At 72.6% G+C, this 19,889-nt stretch carries 18 protein-coding genes; 9 read left to right on the top strand and 9 right to left on the bottom strand.

Annotation, left to right across the window (positions count from 1 at the left end; genetic code table 11):
- Positions 1 to 31: 31 nt before the first annotated feature.
- Together ACWEFB_RS30930 and ACWEFB_RS30935 are read left to right on the top strand one after the other, a co-directional pair.
- Positions 32 to 409, top strand: coding sequence for a hypothetical protein (locus ACWEFB_RS30930; protein ID WP_452291054.1), 378 nt, complete (start codon positions 32 to 34; stop codon positions 407 to 409).
- Positions 363 to 1,511, top strand: a complete 1,149-nt coding sequence (locus ACWEFB_RS30935; RefSeq protein WP_452291056.1) for an oxalate decarboxylase family bicupin — start codon at positions 363 to 365, stop codon at positions 1,509 to 1,511. The genes ACWEFB_RS30930 and ACWEFB_RS30935 overlap by 47 nt, the downstream gene beginning before the upstream one ends.
- A 64-nt stretch (positions 1,512 to 1,575) precedes the next feature.
- Here ACWEFB_RS30935 and ACWEFB_RS30940 read toward each other — a convergent pair whose 3' ends face one another.
- Positions 1,576 to 3,621, bottom strand: a complete 2,046-nt coding sequence (locus ACWEFB_RS30940; RefSeq protein WP_452291058.1) for a LuxR C-terminal-related transcriptional regulator — start codon at positions 3,619 to 3,621, stop codon at positions 1,576 to 1,578.
- A 354-nt stretch (positions 3,622 to 3,975) separates the two neighbouring features.
- Between ACWEFB_RS30940 and ACWEFB_RS30945 the strand changes: the two genes are divergently transcribed.
- Together ACWEFB_RS30945 and ACWEFB_RS30950 are read left to right on the top strand one after the other, a co-directional pair.
- Positions 3,976 to 4,998, top strand: a complete 1,023-nt coding sequence (locus ACWEFB_RS30945) for a DUF695 domain-containing protein (protein ID WP_452291060.1) — start codon at positions 3,976 to 3,978, stop codon at positions 4,996 to 4,998.
- A 101-nt stretch (positions 4,999 to 5,099) separates the two neighbouring features.
- Positions 5,100 to 5,348 (top strand): hypothetical protein, encoded by a 249-nt coding sequence (locus ACWEFB_RS30950; protein ID WP_326562685.1) that lies wholly within the window; start codon positions 5,100 to 5,102, stop codon positions 5,346 to 5,348.
- Between the two features lie 72 nt (positions 5,349 to 5,420).
- Here the strand turns inward: ACWEFB_RS30950 and ACWEFB_RS30955 are convergent, their stop codons facing one another.
- The gene (locus ACWEFB_RS30955; protein WP_452291062.1) at positions 5,421 to 6,731 is read right to left on the bottom strand and encodes an ABC transporter substrate-binding protein; all 1,311 of its coding nucleotides are present in this window, start codon (positions 6,729 to 6,731) and stop codon (positions 5,421 to 5,423) included.
- 322 nt (positions 6,732 to 7,053) lie between these two features.
- Here ACWEFB_RS30955 and ACWEFB_RS30960 point away from each other — a divergent pair, with 322 nt between their 5' ends.
- On the top strand, positions 7,054 to 7,884 hold the full coding sequence (locus ACWEFB_RS30960) for a phosphoribosylaminoimidazolesuccinocarboxamide synthase (RefSeq protein ID WP_452291064.1): 831 nt from the start codon (positions 7,054 to 7,056) through the stop codon (positions 7,882 to 7,884).
- A gap of 144 nt (positions 7,885 to 8,028) precedes the next feature.
- Here ACWEFB_RS30960 and glpK read toward each other — a convergent pair whose 3' ends face one another.
- Positions 8,029 to 9,516: a glycerol kinase GlpK gene (glpK, locus tag ACWEFB_RS30965; RefSeq protein ID WP_452291066.1), complete on the bottom strand. Its 1,488-nt coding sequence runs from the start codon at positions 9,514 to 9,516 to the stop codon at positions 8,029 to 8,031.
- A gap of 84 nt (positions 9,517 to 9,600) precedes the next feature.
- Between glpK and ACWEFB_RS30970 the strand changes: the two genes are divergently transcribed.
- On the top strand, positions 9,601 to 10,539 hold the full coding sequence (locus ACWEFB_RS30970; protein ID WP_326562689.1) for a ribose-phosphate diphosphokinase: 939 nt from the start codon (positions 9,601 to 9,603) through the stop codon (positions 10,537 to 10,539).
- Here the strand turns inward: ACWEFB_RS30970 and ACWEFB_RS30975 are convergent.
- Entirely contained in the window at positions 10,532 to 10,990 is a 459-nt protein-coding gene (locus tag ACWEFB_RS30975; protein WP_326562690.1) for an ATP-binding protein, read from the bottom strand. The two genes, ACWEFB_RS30970 and ACWEFB_RS30975, sit on opposite strands and share 8 nt — an antisense overlap.
- Positions 10,991 to 11,164: 174 nt before the next feature.
- Between ACWEFB_RS30975 and macS the strand changes: the two genes are divergently transcribed.
- Both macS and ACWEFB_RS30985 read left to right on the top strand, forming a co-directional pair.
- Positions 11,165 to 12,307 (top strand): MacS family sensor histidine kinase, encoded by a 1,143-nt coding sequence (gene macS, locus ACWEFB_RS30980; RefSeq protein ID WP_452291069.1) that lies wholly within the window; start codon positions 11,165 to 11,167, stop codon positions 12,305 to 12,307.
- A 60-nt stretch (positions 12,308 to 12,367) separates the two neighbouring features.
- Positions 12,368 to 13,030, top strand: a complete 663-nt coding sequence (locus ACWEFB_RS30985) for a response regulator (protein WP_452291071.1) — start codon at positions 12,368 to 12,370, stop codon at positions 13,028 to 13,030.
- 60 nt (positions 13,031 to 13,090) lie between these two features.
- On the opposite strand, the gene ACWEFB_RS30990 is transcribed toward ACWEFB_RS30985, so the two are convergent.
- Entirely contained in the window at positions 13,091 to 13,687 is a 597-nt protein-coding gene (locus ACWEFB_RS30990; protein ID WP_326562693.1) for a DUF5709 domain-containing protein, read from the bottom strand.
- Between the two features lie 504 nt (positions 13,688 to 14,191).
- On the opposite strand from ACWEFB_RS30990, the gene ACWEFB_RS30995 reads away from it, so the two are divergent.
- On the top strand, positions 14,192 to 15,391 hold the full coding sequence (locus ACWEFB_RS30995) for a glycosyltransferase (protein WP_326562694.1): 1,200 nt from the start codon (positions 14,192 to 14,194) through the stop codon (positions 15,389 to 15,391).
- Positions 15,392 to 15,404: 13 nt separating this feature from the next.
- On the opposite strand, the gene ACWEFB_RS31000 is transcribed toward ACWEFB_RS30995, so the two are convergent.
- The 4 genes from ACWEFB_RS31000 to aroA form a co-directional block, all read right to left on the bottom strand.
- Positions 15,405 to 16,247, bottom strand: coding sequence for a hypothetical protein (locus ACWEFB_RS31000; protein ID WP_452291106.1), 843 nt, complete (start codon positions 16,245 to 16,247; stop codon positions 15,405 to 15,407).
- A gap of 105 nt (positions 16,248 to 16,352) precedes the next feature.
- On the bottom strand, positions 16,353 to 17,144 hold the full coding sequence (hisN, locus tag ACWEFB_RS31005) for a histidinol-phosphatase (protein WP_326562696.1): 792 nt from the start codon (positions 17,142 to 17,144) through the stop codon (positions 16,353 to 16,355).
- A gap of 97 nt (positions 17,145 to 17,241) precedes the next feature.
- Entirely contained in the window at positions 17,242 to 18,432 is a 1,191-nt protein-coding gene (rsgA, locus tag ACWEFB_RS31010) for a ribosome small subunit-dependent GTPase A (RefSeq protein WP_452291108.1), read from the bottom strand.
- 60 nt (positions 18,433 to 18,492) lie between these two features.
- Complete coding sequence (aroA, locus tag ACWEFB_RS31015) at positions 18,493 to 19,800, bottom strand: 3-phosphoshikimate 1-carboxyvinyltransferase (RefSeq protein WP_326562697.1); 1,308 nt, start codon at positions 19,798 to 19,800, stop codon at positions 18,493 to 18,495.
- Positions 19,801 to 19,889 lie beyond the last annotated feature (89 nt).

The following is a 19,889-nucleotide window of genomic DNA, read 5'->3' on the forward strand; positions in this document are numbered from 1 at the left end:
CGGTGTGCTCGACCCGAGAGGAGTCGTACCAGTGCGAACCCCGACCCGCCACCGCCCGGCGGCATCGGTCACCCGGCGGCGAACCCCGTCCACCGTCGCGGCACCGCCCGCCGGACCGACCCCGCCCACCGGACCGACCTCGATCGCCGGTCTGCGCACCCGGCTGGTTGTGCTCGCCGGGCTCGCCGTCGCCGGTGCGGCGGCCGGGATCTCCTGGTGGGCCGTTGCCGCACTGCTGCTCACCTGCCTGGCGATCCCGGTCGCCGTGGCCGTCCAGGGCGGGCCGTGCCCCGCCCGGGCCCTGTTCTTCCTGCCATCCCGGCCGCACTCGACGCGGCACCGACCCGAGAGGACGAACCACGATGCCCGACTTCGCCCGTCAGGACGTACTCCAGCCCATCCGGGGTGACCAGGGCGGTCTGGACCCCGGCCCGCGCAACGTCGAGCTGGACCGGCAGAACCCGGACCTGCTCGTGCCGCCGCCGACCGACCAGGGCACGGTGCCGAACCTGAAGTTCTCCTTCTCGATGGCGCACACCCGGATCGAGAAGGGCGGGTGGACCCGCGAGGTGACCCAGCGCGAGTTGCCGATCGCCAGCCAGCTCTCCGGCGTGGACATGAAACTGGAGCCGGGTGCGTACCGGGAGCTGCACTGGCACCAGGCGGCCGAGTGGGCGTACGTGCTGGCCGGGAGTTGCCGGATCAGCGCCGTCGACCATGAGGGCCGCAACTTCCTCGAAGACGTGGAGCAGGGCGACCTGTGGTTCTTTCCGAAGGGCGTGCCGCACCACATCCAGGCGCTCGCCGACGGGGTGGAGTTCCTGCTGGTCTTCGACGACGGGGCGTTCACCGAGAACGGGACCTTCCTGATCAGCGACTTCTTCGCGCACGTGCCGAAGAACGTGCTGGCCAAGAACTTCGGCTGGACGGTGGACCAGTTGGAGAACCTGCCCGAGCGGGACAAGTACATCTTCAGCGGGCAGGTCCCGCCCGCGCTCTCCGCCGACAGGGTGGTCAGCCCGACCGGTGACGTGCCGCGTACGTTCAAGCACCGGATGCACGCGCAGGCGCCGCAACGGTTCAAGGGCGGTTCCGTACGGATCGCCGACTCGACGAACTTCGCCGCCGCGAACACCATCTGCGCCGCCCTGGTGGAGATCGAACCGGGCGGGATGCGGGAGCTGCACTGGCATCCGACCGACGACGAGTGGCAGTACTACATCTCGGGCTTCGGTCGGATGGGCGTCTTCGCCAGCTCCGGCATGAACCGTACGTTCAACTACCAGGCCGGCGACGTCGGCTACGTGCCGTTCGCGTACGGGCACTACATCGAGAACCTCGGCGACGAGCCGTTGCGGTTCCTGGAGATGTTCCGCAACCCACGGTTCGAGGACATCTCGCTGGCGCAGTGGATGGCGAACACGCCGCCGCAGATCAGCGCCGACACCCTGAACCTGCCGCGGGAGATGATCGAGGCGCTGCCGAAGTCGAAACAGCCGGTGGTCCGCTGACCGTGGACCGGCGGTGGGTCCCGGCGCGAGGAGCGTTCCCCACCGCCGGTCCGAACCGCTTCCGTCAGGAGGTCTCCCCGATGGGCCTGTCGCCGTCCCAGATCCGGGCCAGCTCCAACCGGGTACGGATACCGAGCTTGGCGTAGATCGCCCGCAGGTGGGTGTCGACGGTGTGGAACGAGACGAAGAGCCGGGCCGCCGCCTGCTGCTTCGTCGCCCCGGCGGCCAGGAGTGCCGCCACCCGTACCTCGCTCTGGGTGAGCGCGTCCAGGCCGGCTCGGGGACGGGTGTCCCGGGACCGCTGTTCCGTCGCGCCGAGGGCCCGGAGCTGCCGCTGGGCCCGCTCCTGGTCGCCGGTGGCGCCGATCCGCCCGTACAGCCCGGCGCTCTCCTGGGCGGCGGCACCGGCTTCGGCCGACGGGACGCCGGGCAGCCGGGCCAGGTCGAGCAGGGCGTCGGCCAGCGCCGGGCGGGCGGTGGTGGCCCGCAGCCGGGCGACCGCCTGCCGCAGGGTGGCCGGATCCCGTTCGACCAGGGCCGCCGCGTGGTCGGCAAGACCCGACCAGAGCGGGCCGTCGACCCGTTCGGCGATCGTCGCGGTGTGGCCGGCGACGGTACGCGCCAACGCCGGCTCACCGATCGCGAGGGCGGCCCGTACCAGCATCGGCCCCCGGTGCGGCAGCCGGACCAGGTGGGCCAGCGAGTGGCGCAGCCCGTCAACGGTGTGCCGGAGCAGGTCGGCGTGCCGTACCGGGTCGGGATCGGTCGCCGCGGCGCAACCCAGCCGGATCCACGGCATCAGGTCCGGCCAGCCGGTGGCCGGGGACTCGGCGCGGAGCAGGGTCCGGGCCCGGTCGGGGCGGCCCCGGCGGATCAGCGCCTCGACGGCGACCGCGAGCAGCTCCAGGCGTACGTCCTCGGGTAGTTGCCGGTCCGGGCGCGGGCGCAGCGCGAGCCGGGCCCGGACCTCGGCCTCGGGCAGCTCGCCGACGGTGATCCGGAGCAGGCAGTCGAGCGCGGTCAGCATCGGCTCGACCACCGGGGCGAACCGTCCGACCTCCACGGTGGCGGCGGCGAGCGCGGTCCGCGCCTCGTCGAACTCCCCGAGCGCGAGTTGGACGGCGATCCGGTCGACGCGGAGCAGGGCGGCCGGCGCCCGGGACGCGGGCGTGTGCGGATCCACCCGCCCCAGCACCTGCCGGGCCGTGGGCAGGTCGCCGCCGGCCAGCGCCACCCCGGCGCGGGCCAGCGCCAGGCGTACGGTGCCGCCGGGGGCGGGCGCCTCCCGCTCGGCCCGTTCCGCCTCGCCGAGCAGCCCGGTCATGTCGGGCTGGCCGAGCGGTCCGGCGGTCGCCGCCAGCGTGGTCAGCAGCCAGGCCCGGTGGACCGGTGCGCACCGGTCCTGGGTCAGCGCCCGGTGCAGGTACGCCAGGGCGAGTGACGGGCGTCCGGTGGCGTGCCACGCCCCCAACCGCCCGAGCAGGACGGCACGCTGCTCCGGACCGTCCCGGTCGGCCGCGATCTCCTCGGTCAGTACGGCCAGCGCCCGCTCGGCGCGACCGGCCAGCATCAGGTGGTCGACGAGTGCGGGCAGCAGCCGGCGTCGGTGTCGCGGGTCGAGTCCCGCCCCGGCGCGGGTGTGTACGGCGAGCAGCAGTTCCGCCGCCACGGACGGGTCCACCGCGGAGTCGACGGCGAGTCGGGACACCAGGTCGAGGTCGATCCGCTCCGGCCCGGTGGCGGTGCCGTCCGGGGGAGGTGCCGTGTTCAGCACCCGGAGCAGTTGTTCGGCGGCGAGCGTGGGGCAGCACCGCTCCAGGATCGCGGCGGCCCGTACGTGGGTGGCGGCGCGCAGCGAGGGTGGGGTGACCCGGTACACCGCCCGCCGTACGCCGGGGTCGGCCAGGTGCAGCCCGTCGGTGGCGTCACGCAGGAGGCCGTACCCGATGAGGGTCTCGATGTCGTGTTCGAGTGCCGGCCCGGATCGCCGCACCATCCGCTCGACGAACGACAGCTCTCCCGGTGTCCCGGTCAGCGCCAGCGCCCGCAGGATCGACCGCTGTACGGCCGACAGGGCCGCCAGTGGCCTGCCGCCGCCGCCCGTACGCATCCTGGTTCTGCGTCCCGAGATCCCCGGTCGGGTGGCCCGTGCTCCAGGTCGGCTCAACGGTGGCCATGTGGGCACGGGACACCCCCTCGGCGGCGGCCGGTCGGGACGGCTCGGATCCGTCCGGAAGGTTCGGACGGTGCGAACGTGAATCGAATTCGGACCGGCAAGTCGAGGCTATACACGGGTTCCCGACGGTGTCGGTGATCCGCGAATCTTCGGTTGCCCCCATCGAGCAGGGTCGGAAATCGGCGGGTGCCGCCACCCGCCGGGGTCGGGAAGATATCGGTGAAGATCAGCGAGTCAGGCTGATCGGCCGATCAACAGTTGGCGAGTTCGGTCGTACGCTCCGTTGCCATGCTGTTCTCGCGCCAGCACAGGAATGTCGGTCCGGCGATCGCCGAATTCTGGCGGTGGTGGCCCGGTGCGCGGCCCAGGGTGGAGGCGGCCATCGCCGACGGCACCTGGTCCGACGACCTCATCGCCGAGGTGAGCGGGCGGGTGAAGGCGATCGACCGGGAACTGGAGTGGGAGTTCGCCCAGGGCACCCGGTCCGGTCACGCGCTTGTCGTCTCGGCCGCCGGAGCGCCCCGGCTGCGGGCGGTCGCCGAACGCTGGCGCCGGGCGGCTCCGGCCGCCGACGACCGGTGGGAGTACCACTCGACCCGGCAACCCGATCCGACCTCGCTGTCGGCCGCGTTGACCGTCTCCGGGCACGAGATCAAGCTGACCGAGCTGCGGTTCGCCTGCCGGATCGACCCCGACCGGTACGAGGTGGACGTGCTCGTACATCACCCGGACTTTGGCCGGTTGGGTGAACCGGATCGGATGCGGGTGGCGTTCCTCGCCCTGGACTGGCTGCTCGGTGAGGTCGCGGTCGAGCTGTGGGTGGGCGGGGTCGAGGTGAGCACCACGCTGCCGCCCCGTACCGAGTCGGGTGAGGCGCTCACCGCCGTGGTGGCCCAGTTGGCCCGGCGGTTGCGGGAGACGAGCTGGGTGCTGCTCGAACGCGCCCCGGTCGGAGGCAGTCCGCAGACCGCCGCGGTGCGGCATCCGCTCAAGCCGGTCCGTTGGCCGCACCTGGACACCCACCTCGGGGTGGTGGTGCCGTACCGGGCGGCGGAGACCGGGCTGCCGACCGAGACGGCGCTCGCCGCGCTGGAGCGGCTGGAGGAGCAGATCGCGGCGGCTGCGTCGGGCGCGGTGCTGGTCGCCCACGAGAGCTGCGCCGGCCGCCGGACCTTTCACCTGTACGCCGAGGCGGGCGCGTCGCCGCTCGGGCCGGTACGGGACGCCGTCCGGGGCTGGGACCAGGGGCGGGTACGGCTACGGACCCGCTACGACCCGGGCTGGCAGGCGGTCCGCCCACTGTGCCCGTGACGCTCCCCGGCGCTCCGAGGGTACTTTCCGCCCCGCCGTGGGTAACGTCCCTTTCGAGCGAGCGAGGCGTAAGGGTTGCGCCCAACACGGAGGATGTAGCCATGGCTTCTCTTGGAAAGTGGTGGGCAAGGCTCAGCGCCGTCGTACTCACGGCGAGCCTGGCCGTTTTCGTGCCGGTGGCGGCCTGGGCGTCGTCCGGCACCGGTGAGTTGGTGCTGGAGGCGGCACGCCGGCCGCGCCGCAGCGGTATCGGTGCCGGGTTGTTCGGGCTGGTCTGCTGCGGTGTTGTCGTGGTGGCGATCGTGGTGGTGCTGGTGCTGCTGCTCCGTCGCCGGTCCGGCCGCCGCTGATCGGGTCCCGGCCGGCCGGCGCCCTACCCGGCGCCGGCCCGGCCACTGACCTCAGTCGTCGCCTTCGGACGCTCAGCCACCGGCCAGCGACGCGTTGGCCTCGCTGACGAAGGCCCGCGCCGCCTCCTTGGAGGTCGCCCGGCCGGACTGCGCGCTCTCGGCGACGCTGATCAGGAGGGCACGGACCTTCGCGTGACCTCGGGGCGGCGGCGTCGGGGCGGGTCCGAACCGGTCGACCATCGAGGTCTCGAAGGACGCGGTGAGTTTCATGCTCTGGTCGGTCAGCGTGTCCTCGACGTACGAGCGGACGTCGAGGTTCGCGCTCAGACCGCGCTCCGTGCCGAGGATCTGCCCGGCCTCCACGTCGTTCACCAGGAAGTTGATCACGTCCACCACGATTTCCGGGTGGCGGGACCCGCGGAAGGCGGCCCAGTACATCGACGCCCGCGCCCACTGGGCCTTCGGGGCGCCGGGATAGGTGACCAGGCCCAACTCGTCCTGGGTCAACTTCTGCAACTCGGGCAACTGGTTCGACCACATGAAGCTCGTCGCGGCCTTGCCGGTGGCGACCAGTTGGCGGGTGACGTCGCCGCTGTTCGCCTCCGCGATGACCGCCGCCGACGGGGTGGCTCGATCGGAGCGGGCGTCCCGCCACAGGTCGAACCAGCGGGTCATGTCCGACTCGGTGAAACCGAGCTGCCGTCCCCGGTACAGCTCCTTGCCCTGCGCCCGCAGCCACAGCCAGAGCGCCTTGTAGTCGGCGGAGGGGTCCATCGTCCCGGCGACCTTGCCGTCGGTGGCCTCGGTGACCTGGGCCGCCCAGTCCACGAACTCGTCGTACTCCATGCCGATCCGGGGCTCGGGCAGGTTGTGGCGGCGCAGCAGGCTCTTGTTGTAGATCAGACCGGGGGTGTTCTCGGCCGCGGCGACGGCCATCGTCCGGCCGGCGACCTGGCCGTACTGGGCCAGGCTGGGGGGCAGGCCGGTGAGGTCGAGCCGGTTCTGCCGTACGTGCTCGGTCAGGTCGAGGATGATGCCGCGTTCGGCGTACTCGGTCAGGTAGTTGTCGTCGATCTGGAACAGGTCGGGCGGGTTGCCGCCGGCGGCCTGGCTCGACAGACGGTCGTAGTAGCCGGTGTTGCCCTGCCAGGTGACCTGGAAGGTCACCTCGGGGTGCCGGGACGAGTAGAGCTGGAGCGCCCGCTCGGTCAGCTCGGCGCGCTTCTCGCCGCCCCACCAGAAGATCGAGAGTCGGATCGGGTCCTCGGACGGTGTGTCCCGGGCGCCGTCGCAGGCGGTCAGGGTGCTGCTCAGGAGCAGCCCGAGGGCCAGGGTGGCGGCGGCCAGCGCCCGGCGCCGGGACGGGCGGAAGGCAGGGGGCACGTTCTCTCCCAACGGCGCCGGTCAGAGGCTCAATCGGGAACATTTACACAGGTACGGCCACCGGGTGTCAACGGCCGTCCGGTCGAGATCCACAGTCCGGTCCAGTGGCGGCGGCAACGACGCATTGACATGCGTGACCCACCGCCGTAACGCATGGGACGGGGAGTGGGGTGTGCCCGATCGCGTGCGGTGTCCGGATCTGCGCCCGGTCGCGCCGTTCCTGCCCAGGTCAGAGCCGGTGCGTCGGGTCACGGACGGAGTCGCGTCACACCGGGGCGACGGCGCGTGGGATGCCGCGACCGGGCGTGATGTACTTGCCGGCGTGGAACTGCTGCACTCGGGCAAGGTACGGGACGTCTACGCGGACGGCGATGACCTGATCCTGGTCGCCTCCGACCGGGTGTCGGTCTACGACGCGGTCCTGCCGACGCCGATTCCGGACAAGGGCAAGCTGCTCACCGCACTGTCGCTGTGGTGGTTCGAGCAGCTCGCCGACATCGTGCCGAACCATGTCATCTCCGCTACGGACGTACCTGCCGAGTGGGCCGGGCGGGCGATCCGGGTCCAGCGGCTGGAGATGGTGCCGGTCGAGTGCATCGCCCGTGGCTACCTGACCGGTCTGGGACTCAAGGAGTACGAGCGCGACGGCTCGGTCTCCGGGGTCGAGCTGCCGCGCGGCCTGGTCGACGCGTCGATCCTGCCCGAGCCGATCTTCACGCCGACGACCAAGGCGCCGATGGGCGAGCACGACGAGTTCATGACCTTCGCCGACGTGGTCGACAAGGTCGGCGCCGAAACCGCCGAGCGACTGCGGCAGATCACCGTGGACGTCTACTGCCGGGGCGCCGAACTGGCCGCCGAGCGGGGCATCCTGGTGGCCGACACCAAGCTCGAGTTCGGGTGGGCGCCGGACGGCACCCTGGTCCTCGCCGACGAGGTGCTCACCTCCGACTCGTCGCGCTTCTGGCCGGCGGAGTCGTACCAGCCGGGACGGGGGCAGTTCTCCCTCGGCAAGCAGTTCGTCCGGGACTGGGCGGTCAGCACCGGCTGGGACAAGAAGCCGCCCGCGCCCGAGGTGCCGGAGGAGATCGTGGCTGCCACCCGCGCCCGCTACGTCGACGTCTACGAACGGCTCACCGGCCGCCAGTGGTAGACCGCTCCGAGCGGTATGGCTGCGGCGCAGCCGGAGCGCTTCATGATCCACGCGCGCTCACCTGTTCGTGGGCCGCCCTCGCCGACAGCTAGGCGCGCGTGGATCAAGCGGGCGAGCACCACGGGCGCCCGTACCGGTACGCGGTCAGTCGTCGGTCCAGTTGAGGGTGCGTTCGACTGCCTTGCGCCAGTTGCGTAGTTCCCGGTTGCGGTGATCCGGGTCCATCGCCGGCTGCCACTGGGCATCCTGGCGCCACTGGGCCCGTAGCGTCTCCGGATCGGGCCAGAAGCCGACCGCCAGGCCGGCCGCGTACGCCGCGCCGAGGCAGGTCGTCTCGGTCACCGCCGGCCGGACCACCGGTACATCCAGGACGTCGGCGACGTACTGCATGAGCAGTTCGTTGCCGGTCATCCCGCCGTCCACCCGCAGGTTGCGCAGCGGCACCGCGGAGTCGGCGTTCATCGCGTCCACCACCTCGCGGGTCTGCCAGGCGGACGCCTCCAGCACCGCTCGGGCCAGGTGCCCCTTGGTGATGTAACCGGTGAGGCCGGCGATCACCCCGCGCGCGTCGCTGCGCCAGTGCGGCGCGAACAGGCCGGAGAACGCCGGTACGACGTAACAGCCGCCGTTGTCCTCGACGGTGCGGGCCAACTCCTCCACCTCCGGCGCGGCGGAGATCAGTCCCAGGTTGTCGCGCAGCCACTGGACCAGTGATCCGGTGACCGCGATCGCCCCCTCCAGGGCGTACGTCGCCGGCTGGTCGCCGATCCGGTACCCGACCGTGGTGAGCAGTCCGTGGCCGGAGACGACCGGTTCGGTGCCGGTGTTGAGCAGCAGGAAGCTGCCGGTGCCGTAGGTGCACTTCGCCTCGCCCGGCTCGAAGCAGGTCTGGCCGAACAGGGCCGCCTGCTGGTCGCCGAGGGCGCTGGCCACCGGTACGCCGTCGAGTACGCCGGTGGCCGTACCGTAGATCTCGGCGGAGGAGCGGACCTGCGGCAGCATCGCTGCGGGAATCCCCATCAGGTCCAGGATCTGCGGGTCCCAGTCCAGGGTGCGCAGGTCCATCAGGAGCGTACGGCTGGCGTTTGTCACGTCGGTGACGTGCTCACCGGTGAGCTTCCAGATCAGCCAGCTCTCCATGGTGCCGAAGAGCACCTCGCCGCGTTCGGCCCGCTCGCGCAGCCCGTCGACCTCGGCCAGCAGCCACATCAGCTTCGGCCCGGCGAAGTACGTGGCCAACGGCAGCCCCGTACGCGCCCGGAACCGGTGCTCTCCGTACGTCTCGTCCAGCCGGCGCAGCAGCGGGACCGTACGGGTGTCCTGCCAGACGATGGCGTTGGCCACCGGCCGCCCGGTGACGCGATCCCAGACCAGGGTGGTTTCGCGCTGGTTGGTGATGCCGATCGCGGCCAACCGGTCGGGGCCGATCGAGGCACCGTCGAGGGCCTCCCGGATCGTCCACTCGACGTTCTCCCAGATCTCCTCGGCGTCGTGCTCGACCCAGCCGGGCTGCGGGAAGAACTGCCGGTGCTCGCGCTGTGCCACGGAGATCGGGGTGCCGGTGGCATCGAAGACCATGCACCGGGAGGAGGTGGTGCCCTGGTCGATGGCGGCGACATACTGCTCGGTCACCGCCGCACCGTACCCGGAACGGGCCAGGGTGCGCACCGGCCAGGTCACGCACCGGACGGCGGCCGGGAAACCTAGGATGCGACCGTGCGCGACATCGCCGTCTTCAGCGGAAGTGCCCATCCCGAACTCGCCGCCGAGATCTGTGCCCACCTCGGCGTCCCCCTGCACCCGGTCCGGGTCTCCCGGTTCGCCAACGACTGCCTGGAGGTGCAGCTACAGGCCAACTGTCGGGAGCGGGACGTGTTCCTGATCCAGCCGCTGGTCCCGCCGGTGCAGGAGAACCTGGTCGAGCTGCTGCTCATGCTCGACGCGGCGCGTGGCGCCTCGGCCGGCCGGATCACCGTGGTCCTGCCGCACTACGCGTACGCGCGGTCGGACAAGAAGGACGCTCCCCGGATCAGCATCGGCGCCCGACTGGTGGCGGACCTGCTGGTGGCGGCCGGTGCCGACCGGGTGCTCGCGCTGACCCTGCACTCGCCGCAGGTGCACGGTTTCTTCAGCGTGCCGGTGGATCACCTGCACGCGCTGCGTGAGCTGGCCGACCACTTCAAGCGCTACGACCTGTCCGAGACCGTGGTCGTCTCGCCCGACCTGGGCAACGCCAAGGAGGCGGCGGCCTTCGCCCGGATGCTCGGGACCCCGGTCGCGGCCGGCGCGAAGCAGCGGTTCAGCGACGACCGGGTGCAGATCAGCGCGGTGATCGGCGACGTGACCGACCGGGACGTGATCGTGCTCGACGACGAGATCGCCAAGGGCAGCACGATGGTCGAGCTGATGGACCACCTGCGGGACCTGAAGGTGCGTTCGATCCGGCTTGCCTGCACCCACGGGCTGTTCTCCGGTGACGCGTTGGAGCGGCTCAGCCAGCAGGACGGCGTACTCGAGGTGGTCTGCACCAACACGGTGCCGATCCCGCAGGCGAAGCGGGTGCCCAAGTTGCAGGTGCTCTCGGTGGCACCGGCCCTGGCCGAGGCGATGCGGCGGATCCACAACGGGGAGTCGGTCAGCGCACTGTTCAGCTGACCGCCGCCGGGTCGTCCGGGGGCAGGCTGGCGGTGATCCGTACGGTGGTGCCGGCCGGACCGGTCTGCACCGTGATCTCGTCGCTGAGCCGGCGGGCCAGCCACAGCCCCCAGCCGCCGATGGTGTCCGGCGGGGGTCTACGCCGGTCGTCCAGCCGGTCGGCGTCGATCCCGGTGCCGTGGTCGGAGATCTCGCACCCGATCGTCCCGGGCGCCCGCCAGAGCCGCAGCCAACCCCGGCCCCCGCCGTGCCGTACGGCGTTCGTGATCAGCTCGTTGACGACCAGCACGAAGTCGTCGAGGCGTTCGCCGGTGAGCCCCGACGCCTCGGCGGAGGCGGCGACGGAGTGCCGGACCTCGGTCACCCGGGCGCGGTCGAAGGTCTCGGTGAGCAGTGGGGGTGCGTCGATGGGCACCACCGTACGCGGAGTGCGGGGTGCGGTGCTGGTCATGGTCGGCTCGCCATCGATCGAAAAATGCTTTATGGCATTTTCACCCTACGTCAGGTTATGCCGCAACAGTCGCGCACCCGACCGTGGCGCCCCGCCGGATCGGCTCGTTTCGGTGCGTTGACGAGGACGTCGGGGGGATCGTCCCGGCCGCGTCGATGTGACATCGTCGGGTTCGTGCCGGAGAGACCGATCGAGCAGCCGGCGAGCGGCTTCCAGGTGCCGCTGTGGCGGGCGATCGCGGTTTTCCGGTTCGCCTCTCTCGGCTACGTCTTCGCCCTGGTGCTGATCAACCTGGGCGAGTACGCCCATCCGGCGGCGGCCGTACCGGTACTGGTGTCGATGACCGCCTGGACGGTCTTCGCCAGCTACGCGTACGCCCGACCCGCCCGGCGACGCTGGCCGCTGCTCGTCGCCGACCTGCTGGTGGTGATGGCCGTACTCCTGGCCAGTGTCTGGGTGGCCGGGCAGGCCGCGCTCGCCTCGGGAGTGCCCACCCTGGCCGTGGCCTGGCAGGGCGGACCGGTGCTCGCCTGGGCGGTCACCGGGGGTCGGCGGCGGGGCGCGATCGCGGCGTTGATCCTCGGCGGCACGGACCTGCTGATGCGCGACGGGGTCATCCAGGCGACGGTGAACGGCGTGATCCTGATGCTGCTCGCCGGGATCGCCCTCGGGCACGTGGCCCGGCTCGCCGCGATCGCCGAGCAGAGCCTGCAACGGGCGACCGAGTTGGAGGCCGCGACCCGCGAACGGGAACGGCTGGCCCGTGGCATCCACGACTCGGTGCTCCAGGTGCTCGCCCTGGTCCAGCGGCGGGGCGCCCGGCTCGACGGGGAGGCTGGTGAGCTGGCCCGGCTGGCCGGTGAGCAGGAGGCGGCCCTGCGGGCGCTGATCGCGACCCCGCCACCGACCCGGGCCGATGACACCGCCGAGGTTCCGGAGGCGGATCTGCGTACGGTCCTCGGCGGGTACGCCTCGACGACGGTCTCGGTGGCGATGCCGGCCACCCCCGTACGGCTGCCCGGTGTGCTGGCCCGTGAGGTCGGGGCGGCGACGGGTGCCGCCCTGGACAACGCCGCCCGGCACGGCGGTGGCCGGGCGTGGGTGCTGGTCGAGGAGGAGGCCGGCGTGGTGACGGTCTCGATCCGCGACGACGGTCCCGGCATTCCGGCCCAGCGGTTGGCGGAGGCCGCGCGGCAGGGGCGGCTCGGGGTGGCGCAGTCGATCCGGGGCCGGATCGCCGCCCTCGGCGGCACGGTACGGATCACCACCGGCCCCGGCCAGGGGACCGAGATCGAACTCCGCATCCCGATCGGCTGACCAGTGGGGATCGGCATCGAGGTGCGGCTCAGGAAAAACGACACCATCTAGGGTGGGGACATGAGTACGGGCACGCCGATCCGGGTGATGGTGGTCGACGACCATCCGATGTGGCGGGAGGGGGTGGCCCGCGACCTGACCGAGGCCGGTTACGCGGTCGTGGCCACCACCGGTGAGGGCCGCCAGGCGGTCCGGATCGCCGCCGCCGCCCGGCCCGACGTGGTGGTACTCGACCTCCAGTTGCCGGACATCTCCGGTGTCGAGGTGATCGACGGGCTGGTCGGCGCGGTGCCGGGCGTACGGGTCCTGATGCTCTCGGCCAGCGGTGAGCAGCAGAGCGTGCTCGACGCGGTCAAGGCCGGTGCCAGCGGTTACCTGGTCAAGTCGGCCGCCCCGGAGGAGTTCCTGGAGGCGGTACGGCGTACCGCCGCCGGCGACACCGTGTTCACCCCGGGGCTGGCCGGTCTGGTGCTCGGTGAGTACCGCCGGCTCGCCGCCGTCCCCGATCCGGTCGAGGACGACGGCACACCACGGCTCACCGAGCGGGAGACCGAGGTGCTCCGGCTGGTCGCCAAGGGGCTGTCGTACAAGCAGATCGCCGAGCGGCTGGGCCTGTCGCACCGTACGGTGCAGAACCACGTACAGAACACGCTCGGCAAGCTCCAGTTGCACAACCGGGTCGAGTTGACCCGCTACGCCATCGAGCGGGGCCTGGACAACTGAACCGACGGACAACCGGCCCGGTTTCGTCACGGGTCCGGTGTTCGTCGGAGAGTTGGTCTGTCAGGGCGGCGGCTGGGTCAGGCCGGGTTCCCGGTCGCCGGGCGGCTCGGTCTCGTGGATGGCCAGTTCCTCGGCGGTCGGCCCGCCGCCGGCCGACCCCGCGTCAGCGGCGATCGCGTCGGTCTCGGTGTCGTCGCGGCTGCCCTCGTCCGGCTCCACCAGCCGACCCACGATCGGCTGGGTCGGCCCGCCCAGATTGCCGTGATCGTAGATCGACACCGCGGAGGCCGGGTCCGAGCTGGGGCCGGGATCGATCACGTCCGCGTCGAACTGGGCCTGGGCGGCGGCCTCGTCGCTGTCCGCCTCGCGCGCGATCGCCGGGTCGACCGGCCCGGCGAGCGGGTCGTCGATCGGAGGTTCGGGCTGTTCACGCCCGATCTTGTAGTCCACCGACTCGCCGTCGAGCTGTTCCTGGGCGGTGTTCCCGAACCGGTCGACCGCCTGCGGCACGTCCGCCGGTAGCGCGGCGGGCTGTGGACCGTCCGCCTCCCGGCCCGTGTTGACGTCGTCCCCGGCGGTCGAGTCGTCGTCGGCGGTGCCGGGCAGGCCCTCGGCCTCCGGGTCGGACAGGGGTACGGGGTAGTCGTCATCACGCATACCGAGGGAACTACCCGTTGCCCCACGGGCATAACCGGCGACCGGTGTCCGGGTGTCCCGGCACCGTGGCCGTCTGACTGGTTCGTCCCGGCGAACCCGCCCGACCCGATCCCCGTCCCAATCCACAGTGGACTCATGGTCGACGAGCGCGGTCGAGCGGTGACGGCGCGGGTGATCCCTGTCGGTGATCGGCACCCGTGTGCCGCGCCGGGCACGACGGGTGCTTCGTGCCGATCCCGCGCCGTGGGCGCGGCACGGGGCGGACGGGGTCGCCGACCGGTTCGGGCGCTCCCGTCCGATCGTCCGGGTACGCCGTGCGCTGGGCGTCCCCGGCCGTCGGGGGCCACCGGCCCGAGTTGCAGGTTTCGGCTCCGCCGGGCCCGGTTAACGGGAGACTCTGTTCGAAAGCCTGTTGGCCCAGTCACCCGTTCGGCGTGCCCGCCACCGGGAGACCGCCCCGGCCAGTCTGCCGCTGGTCCGGCCACCCTCGATGGAGGTGACCCGATGCGTGTCGGCCTCGTCCGCGCACACGCTGGCCCACCCGGCCCGTCCAGTACGGCGACCGGTACCCAGCAGCATGTGGCGCGGGTAGCCGCCGAACTCAGCGGCCGGGGTCACGACGTACGGGTCTACGAACGGCGGGAGGATCCGGAGCTGCCGGACACCACCGACGCCGACGGTTACCGGGTGGAGCGGGTGCCGGTCGGCCCGTCGACCCGCGCCCCGACCGCCAGCCTGGTGCCGCACGTCTCCGAGTTCGGGCGCTGGTTGATCGAACACTGGTCCGCCGACTGGGCCCCGGACGTGGTGCACGGCCACTTCTGGATCGGCGGCCTGGCGGCGGCGAACGCCGTACGGGAGACCAGGATTCCGGTCGTACAGACCTTCCACTCGCTCGGTGCCGAGCAACTGCGCCACCTCGGCCGGGAGTACGCCGGACCGGGGGAGCGGATCGCCCTGGAACGCGCGCTGACCCGGGCGGTCGACCTGGCGGTGGCCCAGTCGACCGACGAGGTGGACGAGCTGACCCGGATGGGCCTGGACCGGGCGGCGGTCACGGTGGTCCCCGCCGGTGTCGACGTCGACCGGTTCACCCCCGACGGCGAGGCGGCCCCGCGCGGGCGCCGGTCCCGGATCCTCTCCGTCGGCGGCCTGTCGGCCGGACACGGACAGGAGGACCTGATCCGGGCGCTGCGCCTGGTCGGCGACGCTGAACTGATCATCCTCGGCGGCCCGCCGGGGGACGCGCTCGACCACGATCCCGACGCCCGCCGGATCCGGGAACTGGCGGCGCAGAACGGCGTCGGCGACCGGGTGCTCCTGATCGGCGACGTGCCGCACGTACGGATGCCGGCCTGGTACCGCTCCGCCGACGTGGTCGCCTGCACCCAGCGGTACGCCGCCGCCGGGCGGGTGCCGCTGGAGGCGATGGCGTGCGGGGTGCCGGTGGTCGGCTACGCCCTGGGCGGCATCGCCGACACCGTGGTGGACGAGGTCACCGGACGTCTCGTCCCGGCCGGTGACGTACGCGGGCTCGGGGTGACCCTGCGCCGGCTGCTCACCGACGACGCCCGGCGGTTCGCGTACGGGCACGCGGCGGTGGACCGGGTGCGGTGCAGCTACACCTGGGAACGGACCGCAGGCGCCCTGGAGCGGGTCTACGAGAAGGTGGTACGCCGCCGCAACCCCGACGCCGAGCTGTAAGGGCCGGCAGGGGCTACACGGGCACCCGGGGCGGGCGCCGGACGGCGGTGACGGCGCGCTGGTGCTGCGGTTCGGCGTACCGGGTCAGGCCGACCACCGTGGCGAGGGTGAGCAGGAAACCGAGCCCGGCCAACCACTCCCGCCCCGGCCAGATCCGGTCGCCGAGCAGCAGCAGCCCGACCACCGCGGCCGGCAGCGCCCCGGCGGCGTCCATCGCGGCGACCGCGGCAGTCGTCGAACCCCGCTGCATGGCCAGCCCGAGCAGGAGCTGACCGACGATCGAGTGCGCGATCAGCAGGTAGAACAACGGGTCGCGGACGCACGCGGCGAACGACTCCGCCGAGGCCAACGGTCGGGCGGACACCGCCGCCGCGGAGAACGCCAGCCCGGCCAGCGCGCCCAGCGCCACCGAACCCGGCGCGCCGTGCAGGCGTACCGCGAAGAAACCGAGCGCACCGATCAGGCCGAGGGTCGCGACCAGGGCGACCACCGCCGTCGGGCCGAGCGGCCGGGAGTGCGCCGGCCTCGCGGCCAGCACCAGGGCGGTAATCCCGACCAGGAGCAGCACCAGCAGGACCACCTCGGTCACCGGCAGCCGCCAGTTGAGCAGCAGCACCCCGAGCAGCGCGGTGACACCCAGCCCGGCCGCCACCGCGGCCTGGACCAGGAACAGCGGCAGGTCCCGCCGGGCCAGGAAGGCGAGCACGAAACCGAGCACCTGGCAGCCGAGCCCCAGCAGGTACGTCCGCTGGCAGGCCAGGCGCAGCAGCAGACCCGGATCGAAGCTGTGGTGGACGGTGGTCCGCGCGGCGGCCACCGACTGGAGCAGGTTGGCGACACCGTAGGCGATGATCATGCCCGCCAGGAAGCACCAGCCCGCAGAAGCCATCCGGCGAGGATAGAGGTTCCCGCCCCGAGCCGCCGCTCGGCCCGCGACGGTGGACAAGGGGCGGGAAGACGCCTAGCCGAGGCGCTGGAGCAGGTCCTCGTGCAGGAGCCCGTTGCTGGCCACGGCGCTGCCCCCGGCCGGACCCGGACGCCCGGCGAGGTCGGTGAAGGTGCCGCCGGCCTCGGTGACGATGGGAATCAGGGCGGCCAGATCCCAGAGCGACAGCTCCGGTTCGACCATGATGTCGACCGCTCCCTCGGCGACCAGCATGTAGCCGTAGAAGTCGCCGTACGCGCGGCTGCGCCACCCGCCCTGGATGAGGTCCAGCATCGCCGGCAGGCGCCCGTTCTCGGCCCAACCGTCGAGCGAGGAGTAGCAGACGCTCGCGTCGGCAAGTCGCCGTACGCCGGAGACCTTGATCGGGGTGGCTGCGGCGGTGTGCCGCCCGGCGTACGCCCCGTGGCCGGTGGCGGCCCACCAGCGGCGCCCCAGGGCCGGTGCGGACACCAGCCCGACAACCGGCTGGTCCCCCTCCATCAGGGCGATCAGGGTGGCCCAGATCGGCACCCCCCGGACGAAGTTCTTGGTGCCGTCGATCGGATCGATCACCCATTGCCGGGTGCCGGAGCCGGCGGACGGCGCGGCGCTGCCGTACTCCTCGCCGATGACGCCGTCGCGGGGGCGGGTACGGGCCAGGGTGGCCCGGATCGCCCGCTCGACCGCCTGGTCCGCGTCCGTCACCGGGGTCAGGTCCGGCTTCGACTCCACGTGCAGGTCGTGTGCGCGGAACCGGGCCGTCGAGATCGAGTCCGCGGTGTCGGCGAGCACGTGGGCGAGGGACAGATCATCCGCATACCGGGCCATGGCCGGAAAGGTAGCGGAGTTCGCGGGGCGACGCGATCAAGGACCCACCCTCCGCGTGGCGCGGGCCACCCGGTCCGCGTGGGTCGCCGACGACCGGCTACTCGGTTTCGCCGGCCCGGGACGCCAGCAACCGGCGGTACGACGCCAGCCGGCGCGCGTCCGCGTGCCCGGCGGCCACCCAGGCGGGCAGCGCGCACTCGGCGTCGGTGGCGGTGTGCTCGCAGTTGGGCGGGCAGTCGACCGTTCCCTCGACCAGGTCGGCGAAGCCGTGCAGGAGGCTGTCGGCGGAGACGTGGGCGAGCCCGAAGCTCCGGATCCCCGGTGTGTCGATGATCCATCCGGCGCCGACGTCCCTACCGGGCTTGATCTCCTCGCCGCCCGACACGACGCCGGATTCGACCAGCCCCGGCTCGCCGCCGTCCGTCTCATCTCCGGAGCCGTCCGGCTCGGCGTCGATGCCGGAGTCGGGGGCTGCGGCGGTCGGCAGCGGAGGCAGGTGCAGCGCCACGGCGCTGGTCGAGGTGTGTCGGCCCCGGCCGACCGCGCTGACCACACCGACCGCTCGGTCGGCGTCCGGGACCAGCCGGTTGACCAGGGTCGACTTGCCCACCCCGGAGTGACCGACCATCACCGACACCCGGTCGCCGAGCAGGCGGCGCAGCTCGGCCAGGTCGGAGTCGGGCCGGACCAGGACGTGCCGCAGGTCCAGCTCGGCGTAGTAGTCGAGCACCTCCTCCGGCCCGGCCAGGTCCGACTTGGTCAGGCAGAGCAGCGGCTCGACGTCCGCGTCGTACGCGGCGACCAGGCACCGGTCGATGAACCCGGTACGCGGTGGTGGATCGGCCAGCGAGCTGACGATCACGAGCTGGTCGGCGTTGGCCACCACGACCCGTTCGAGCCGGCCCTCGGGGGTGGTGTCGTCGTCGTCGGCGGTACGCCGCAGCACCGACCTGCGTTCGGCGATCCGGACGATCCGGGCCAGCGCCCCGTCCCGGCCGGTGGTCTCCCCGACCAGGAAGACCCGGTCGCCGACCACCACCGACTTGCGCCCCAGTTCCCGGGCACGCATCGCGGTGACCATGGGGGCGGCGGCCGATCCGTCGTTCGGCCCGTGCCGCCCGTCGTCGTCCTCGGAGAGCACACAGATGTAGCGGCCCCGAGCGACGGTGACCACGAACGCGGGTACGGCGTCGTCGTGCGCGGGCCGGGTGCGGGTACGGGGGCGCGACGAACGGCCCGGCCGGATCCGGACGTCCTCCTCGCGGTACTCCCGCCGTTTGCCGGTCAGCTCAGCCCCCTCGTTCGGTGCCGCGTCCGCGCCTTAGCGGAGCGGATCGGGGGTCGGCTGTCACGCGTTCTCGTCGCCGGCCACCATCGCTGACCATAGTGCCGGGAACTCCGGCAGGGTTTTCGAGGTACACCCCACGTCGTCCAGTTCGATCCCGGCGACGGTCAGCCCGATCACGGCGGCGGCGTGCGCCATCCGGTGGTCGGCGTAGGTCCGGAAGGTCCCCCCGTGCAGCGGCCGGGGGTGGATCTCCAGGCCGTCGGGGGATTCGACGACGTGCGCGCCGAGGCTGGTCAGCTCGTTGGCCAGGGCGGCCAGCCGGTCGGTCTCGTGGCCCCGGATGTGTCCGACCCCGCGCAGCCGGGACGGGCCGTCCGCCAGGGCCGCGAGCGCGGACAGCACCGGGGTCAGCTCGCTGACGTCGGAGAGGTCCGCGTCGATGCCGCGGATCACCCCGGTGCCGCGTACGGTCAGCCCGTCGGTGTCCAGCGTGACCTCGCCGCCCATCCGGCGCAGCAGCGTACGGAGGGTGTCGACCGGTTGCAGGCTGCTGTGCGGCCAGTCGGTCAGGGTCACCGAGCCGCCGGTGACCAGGGCTGCGGCGAAGAACGGCACCGCACCGGAGAGGTCCGGCTCGATGTCCCAGCCGCGCCCGGACAGGCGCCCCGGCTCGACCACCCAGACGTCCGGCGTGGTGTCGTCGACCCCGGCCCCGGCCGCGCGCAGCATCTGCACGGTCATCCGCAGGTGGGGGGCGGACGGGACCGGCGGGCCGACGTGGCGCACGGTGATGCCGTTGGTGAACCGGGGTGCGGCGAGCAGCAACCCCGAGACGAACTGGCTGGAGGCCGAGGCGTCGATGACCACCTCGCCGCCGGCCACCTCGCCGACGCCGTGCACGGTCAGCGGCAGCCGGTCCCCGGGGGCGGCGTCGATCCGTACGCCGATGTGGCGCAGCGCGTCGAGCAGCGGGCCGACCGGGCGGGTCCGGGCGTGCGGGTCGCCGTCGAAGGTGACCGGCCCGTGGGCCAGCCCGGCGACGGCCGGTGCGAACCGCATGATGGTGCCGGCCAGGCCGATGTCGACGTGGGCCGGTCCGCGCAGCGGGTTCGGCCGGACCAGCCAGCGTTCCTCGTCGACGGTCGACACCTGGGTGCCGAGGGCGCGCAGCCCGGCGGCCATCAGTTCGGTGTCGCGGGCCCGTAGCGGCCGGCGGAGGGTGGACGAGCCGACCGCGACGGCGCTCAGTACGAGGGCACGCGCAGTCATCGACTTGGACCCGGGCAGGGTGAGCGTCGTCACCACCGGGTCGGTCGCGGTCGGCGCGCTCCACGGCTGGGTGGGACGGGTCGCGGTCAGGTTTGCCACCCGTACATTCTGCCGCGCCGGGTGGCGGCGCCGGACTCGGCGGTCCGGGCGCTCCCGCTTGCCGGGACGGCCGGAATTCGGGTTGATCT

The organism is Micromonospora sp. NPDC004704, from assembly GCF_053601675.1.

Bases quoted from the DNA above. Each gene is read 5' to 3' on its own strand.
- ACWEFB_RS30950 (WP_326562685.1), top strand. From the start codon at position 5,100: ATGGCTTCTCTTGGAAAGTGGTGGGCAAGGCTCAGCGCCGTCGTACTC.
- hisN (WP_326562696.1), bottom strand. From the start codon at position 17,144: ATGGCCCGGTATGCGGATGATCTGTCCCTCGCCCACGTGCTCGCCGAC.
- ACWEFB_RS30995 (WP_326562694.1), top strand. From the start codon at position 14,192: ATGCGTGTCGGCCTCGTCCGCGCACACGCTGGCCCACCCGGCCCGTCC.
- ACWEFB_RS30990 (WP_326562693.1), bottom strand. From the start codon at position 13,687: ATGCGTGATGACGACTACCCCGTACCCCTGTCCGACCCGGAGGCCGAG.
- ACWEFB_RS30975 (WP_326562690.1), bottom strand. From the start codon at position 10,990: ATGACCAGCACCGCACCCCGCACTCCGCGTACGGTGGTGCCCATCGAC.
- ACWEFB_RS30985 (WP_452291071.1), top strand. From the start codon at position 12,368: ATGAGTACGGGCACGCCGATCCGGGTGATGGTGGTCGACGACCATCCG.
- ACWEFB_RS30945 (WP_452291060.1), top strand. From the start codon at position 3,976: ATGCTGTTCTCGCGCCAGCACAGGAATGTCGGTCCGGCGATCGCCGAA.
- ACWEFB_RS31000 (WP_452291106.1), bottom strand. From the start codon at position 16,247: ATGATCATCGCCTACGGTGTCGCCAACCTGCTCCAGTCGGTGGCCGCC.
- ACWEFB_RS30940 (WP_452291058.1), bottom strand. From the start codon at position 3,621: ATGCGTACGGGCGGCGGCGGCAGGCCACTGGCGGCCCTGTCGGCCGTA.
- ACWEFB_RS30935 (WP_452291056.1), top strand. From the start codon at position 363: ATGCCCGACTTCGCCCGTCAGGACGTACTCCAGCCCATCCGGGGTGAC.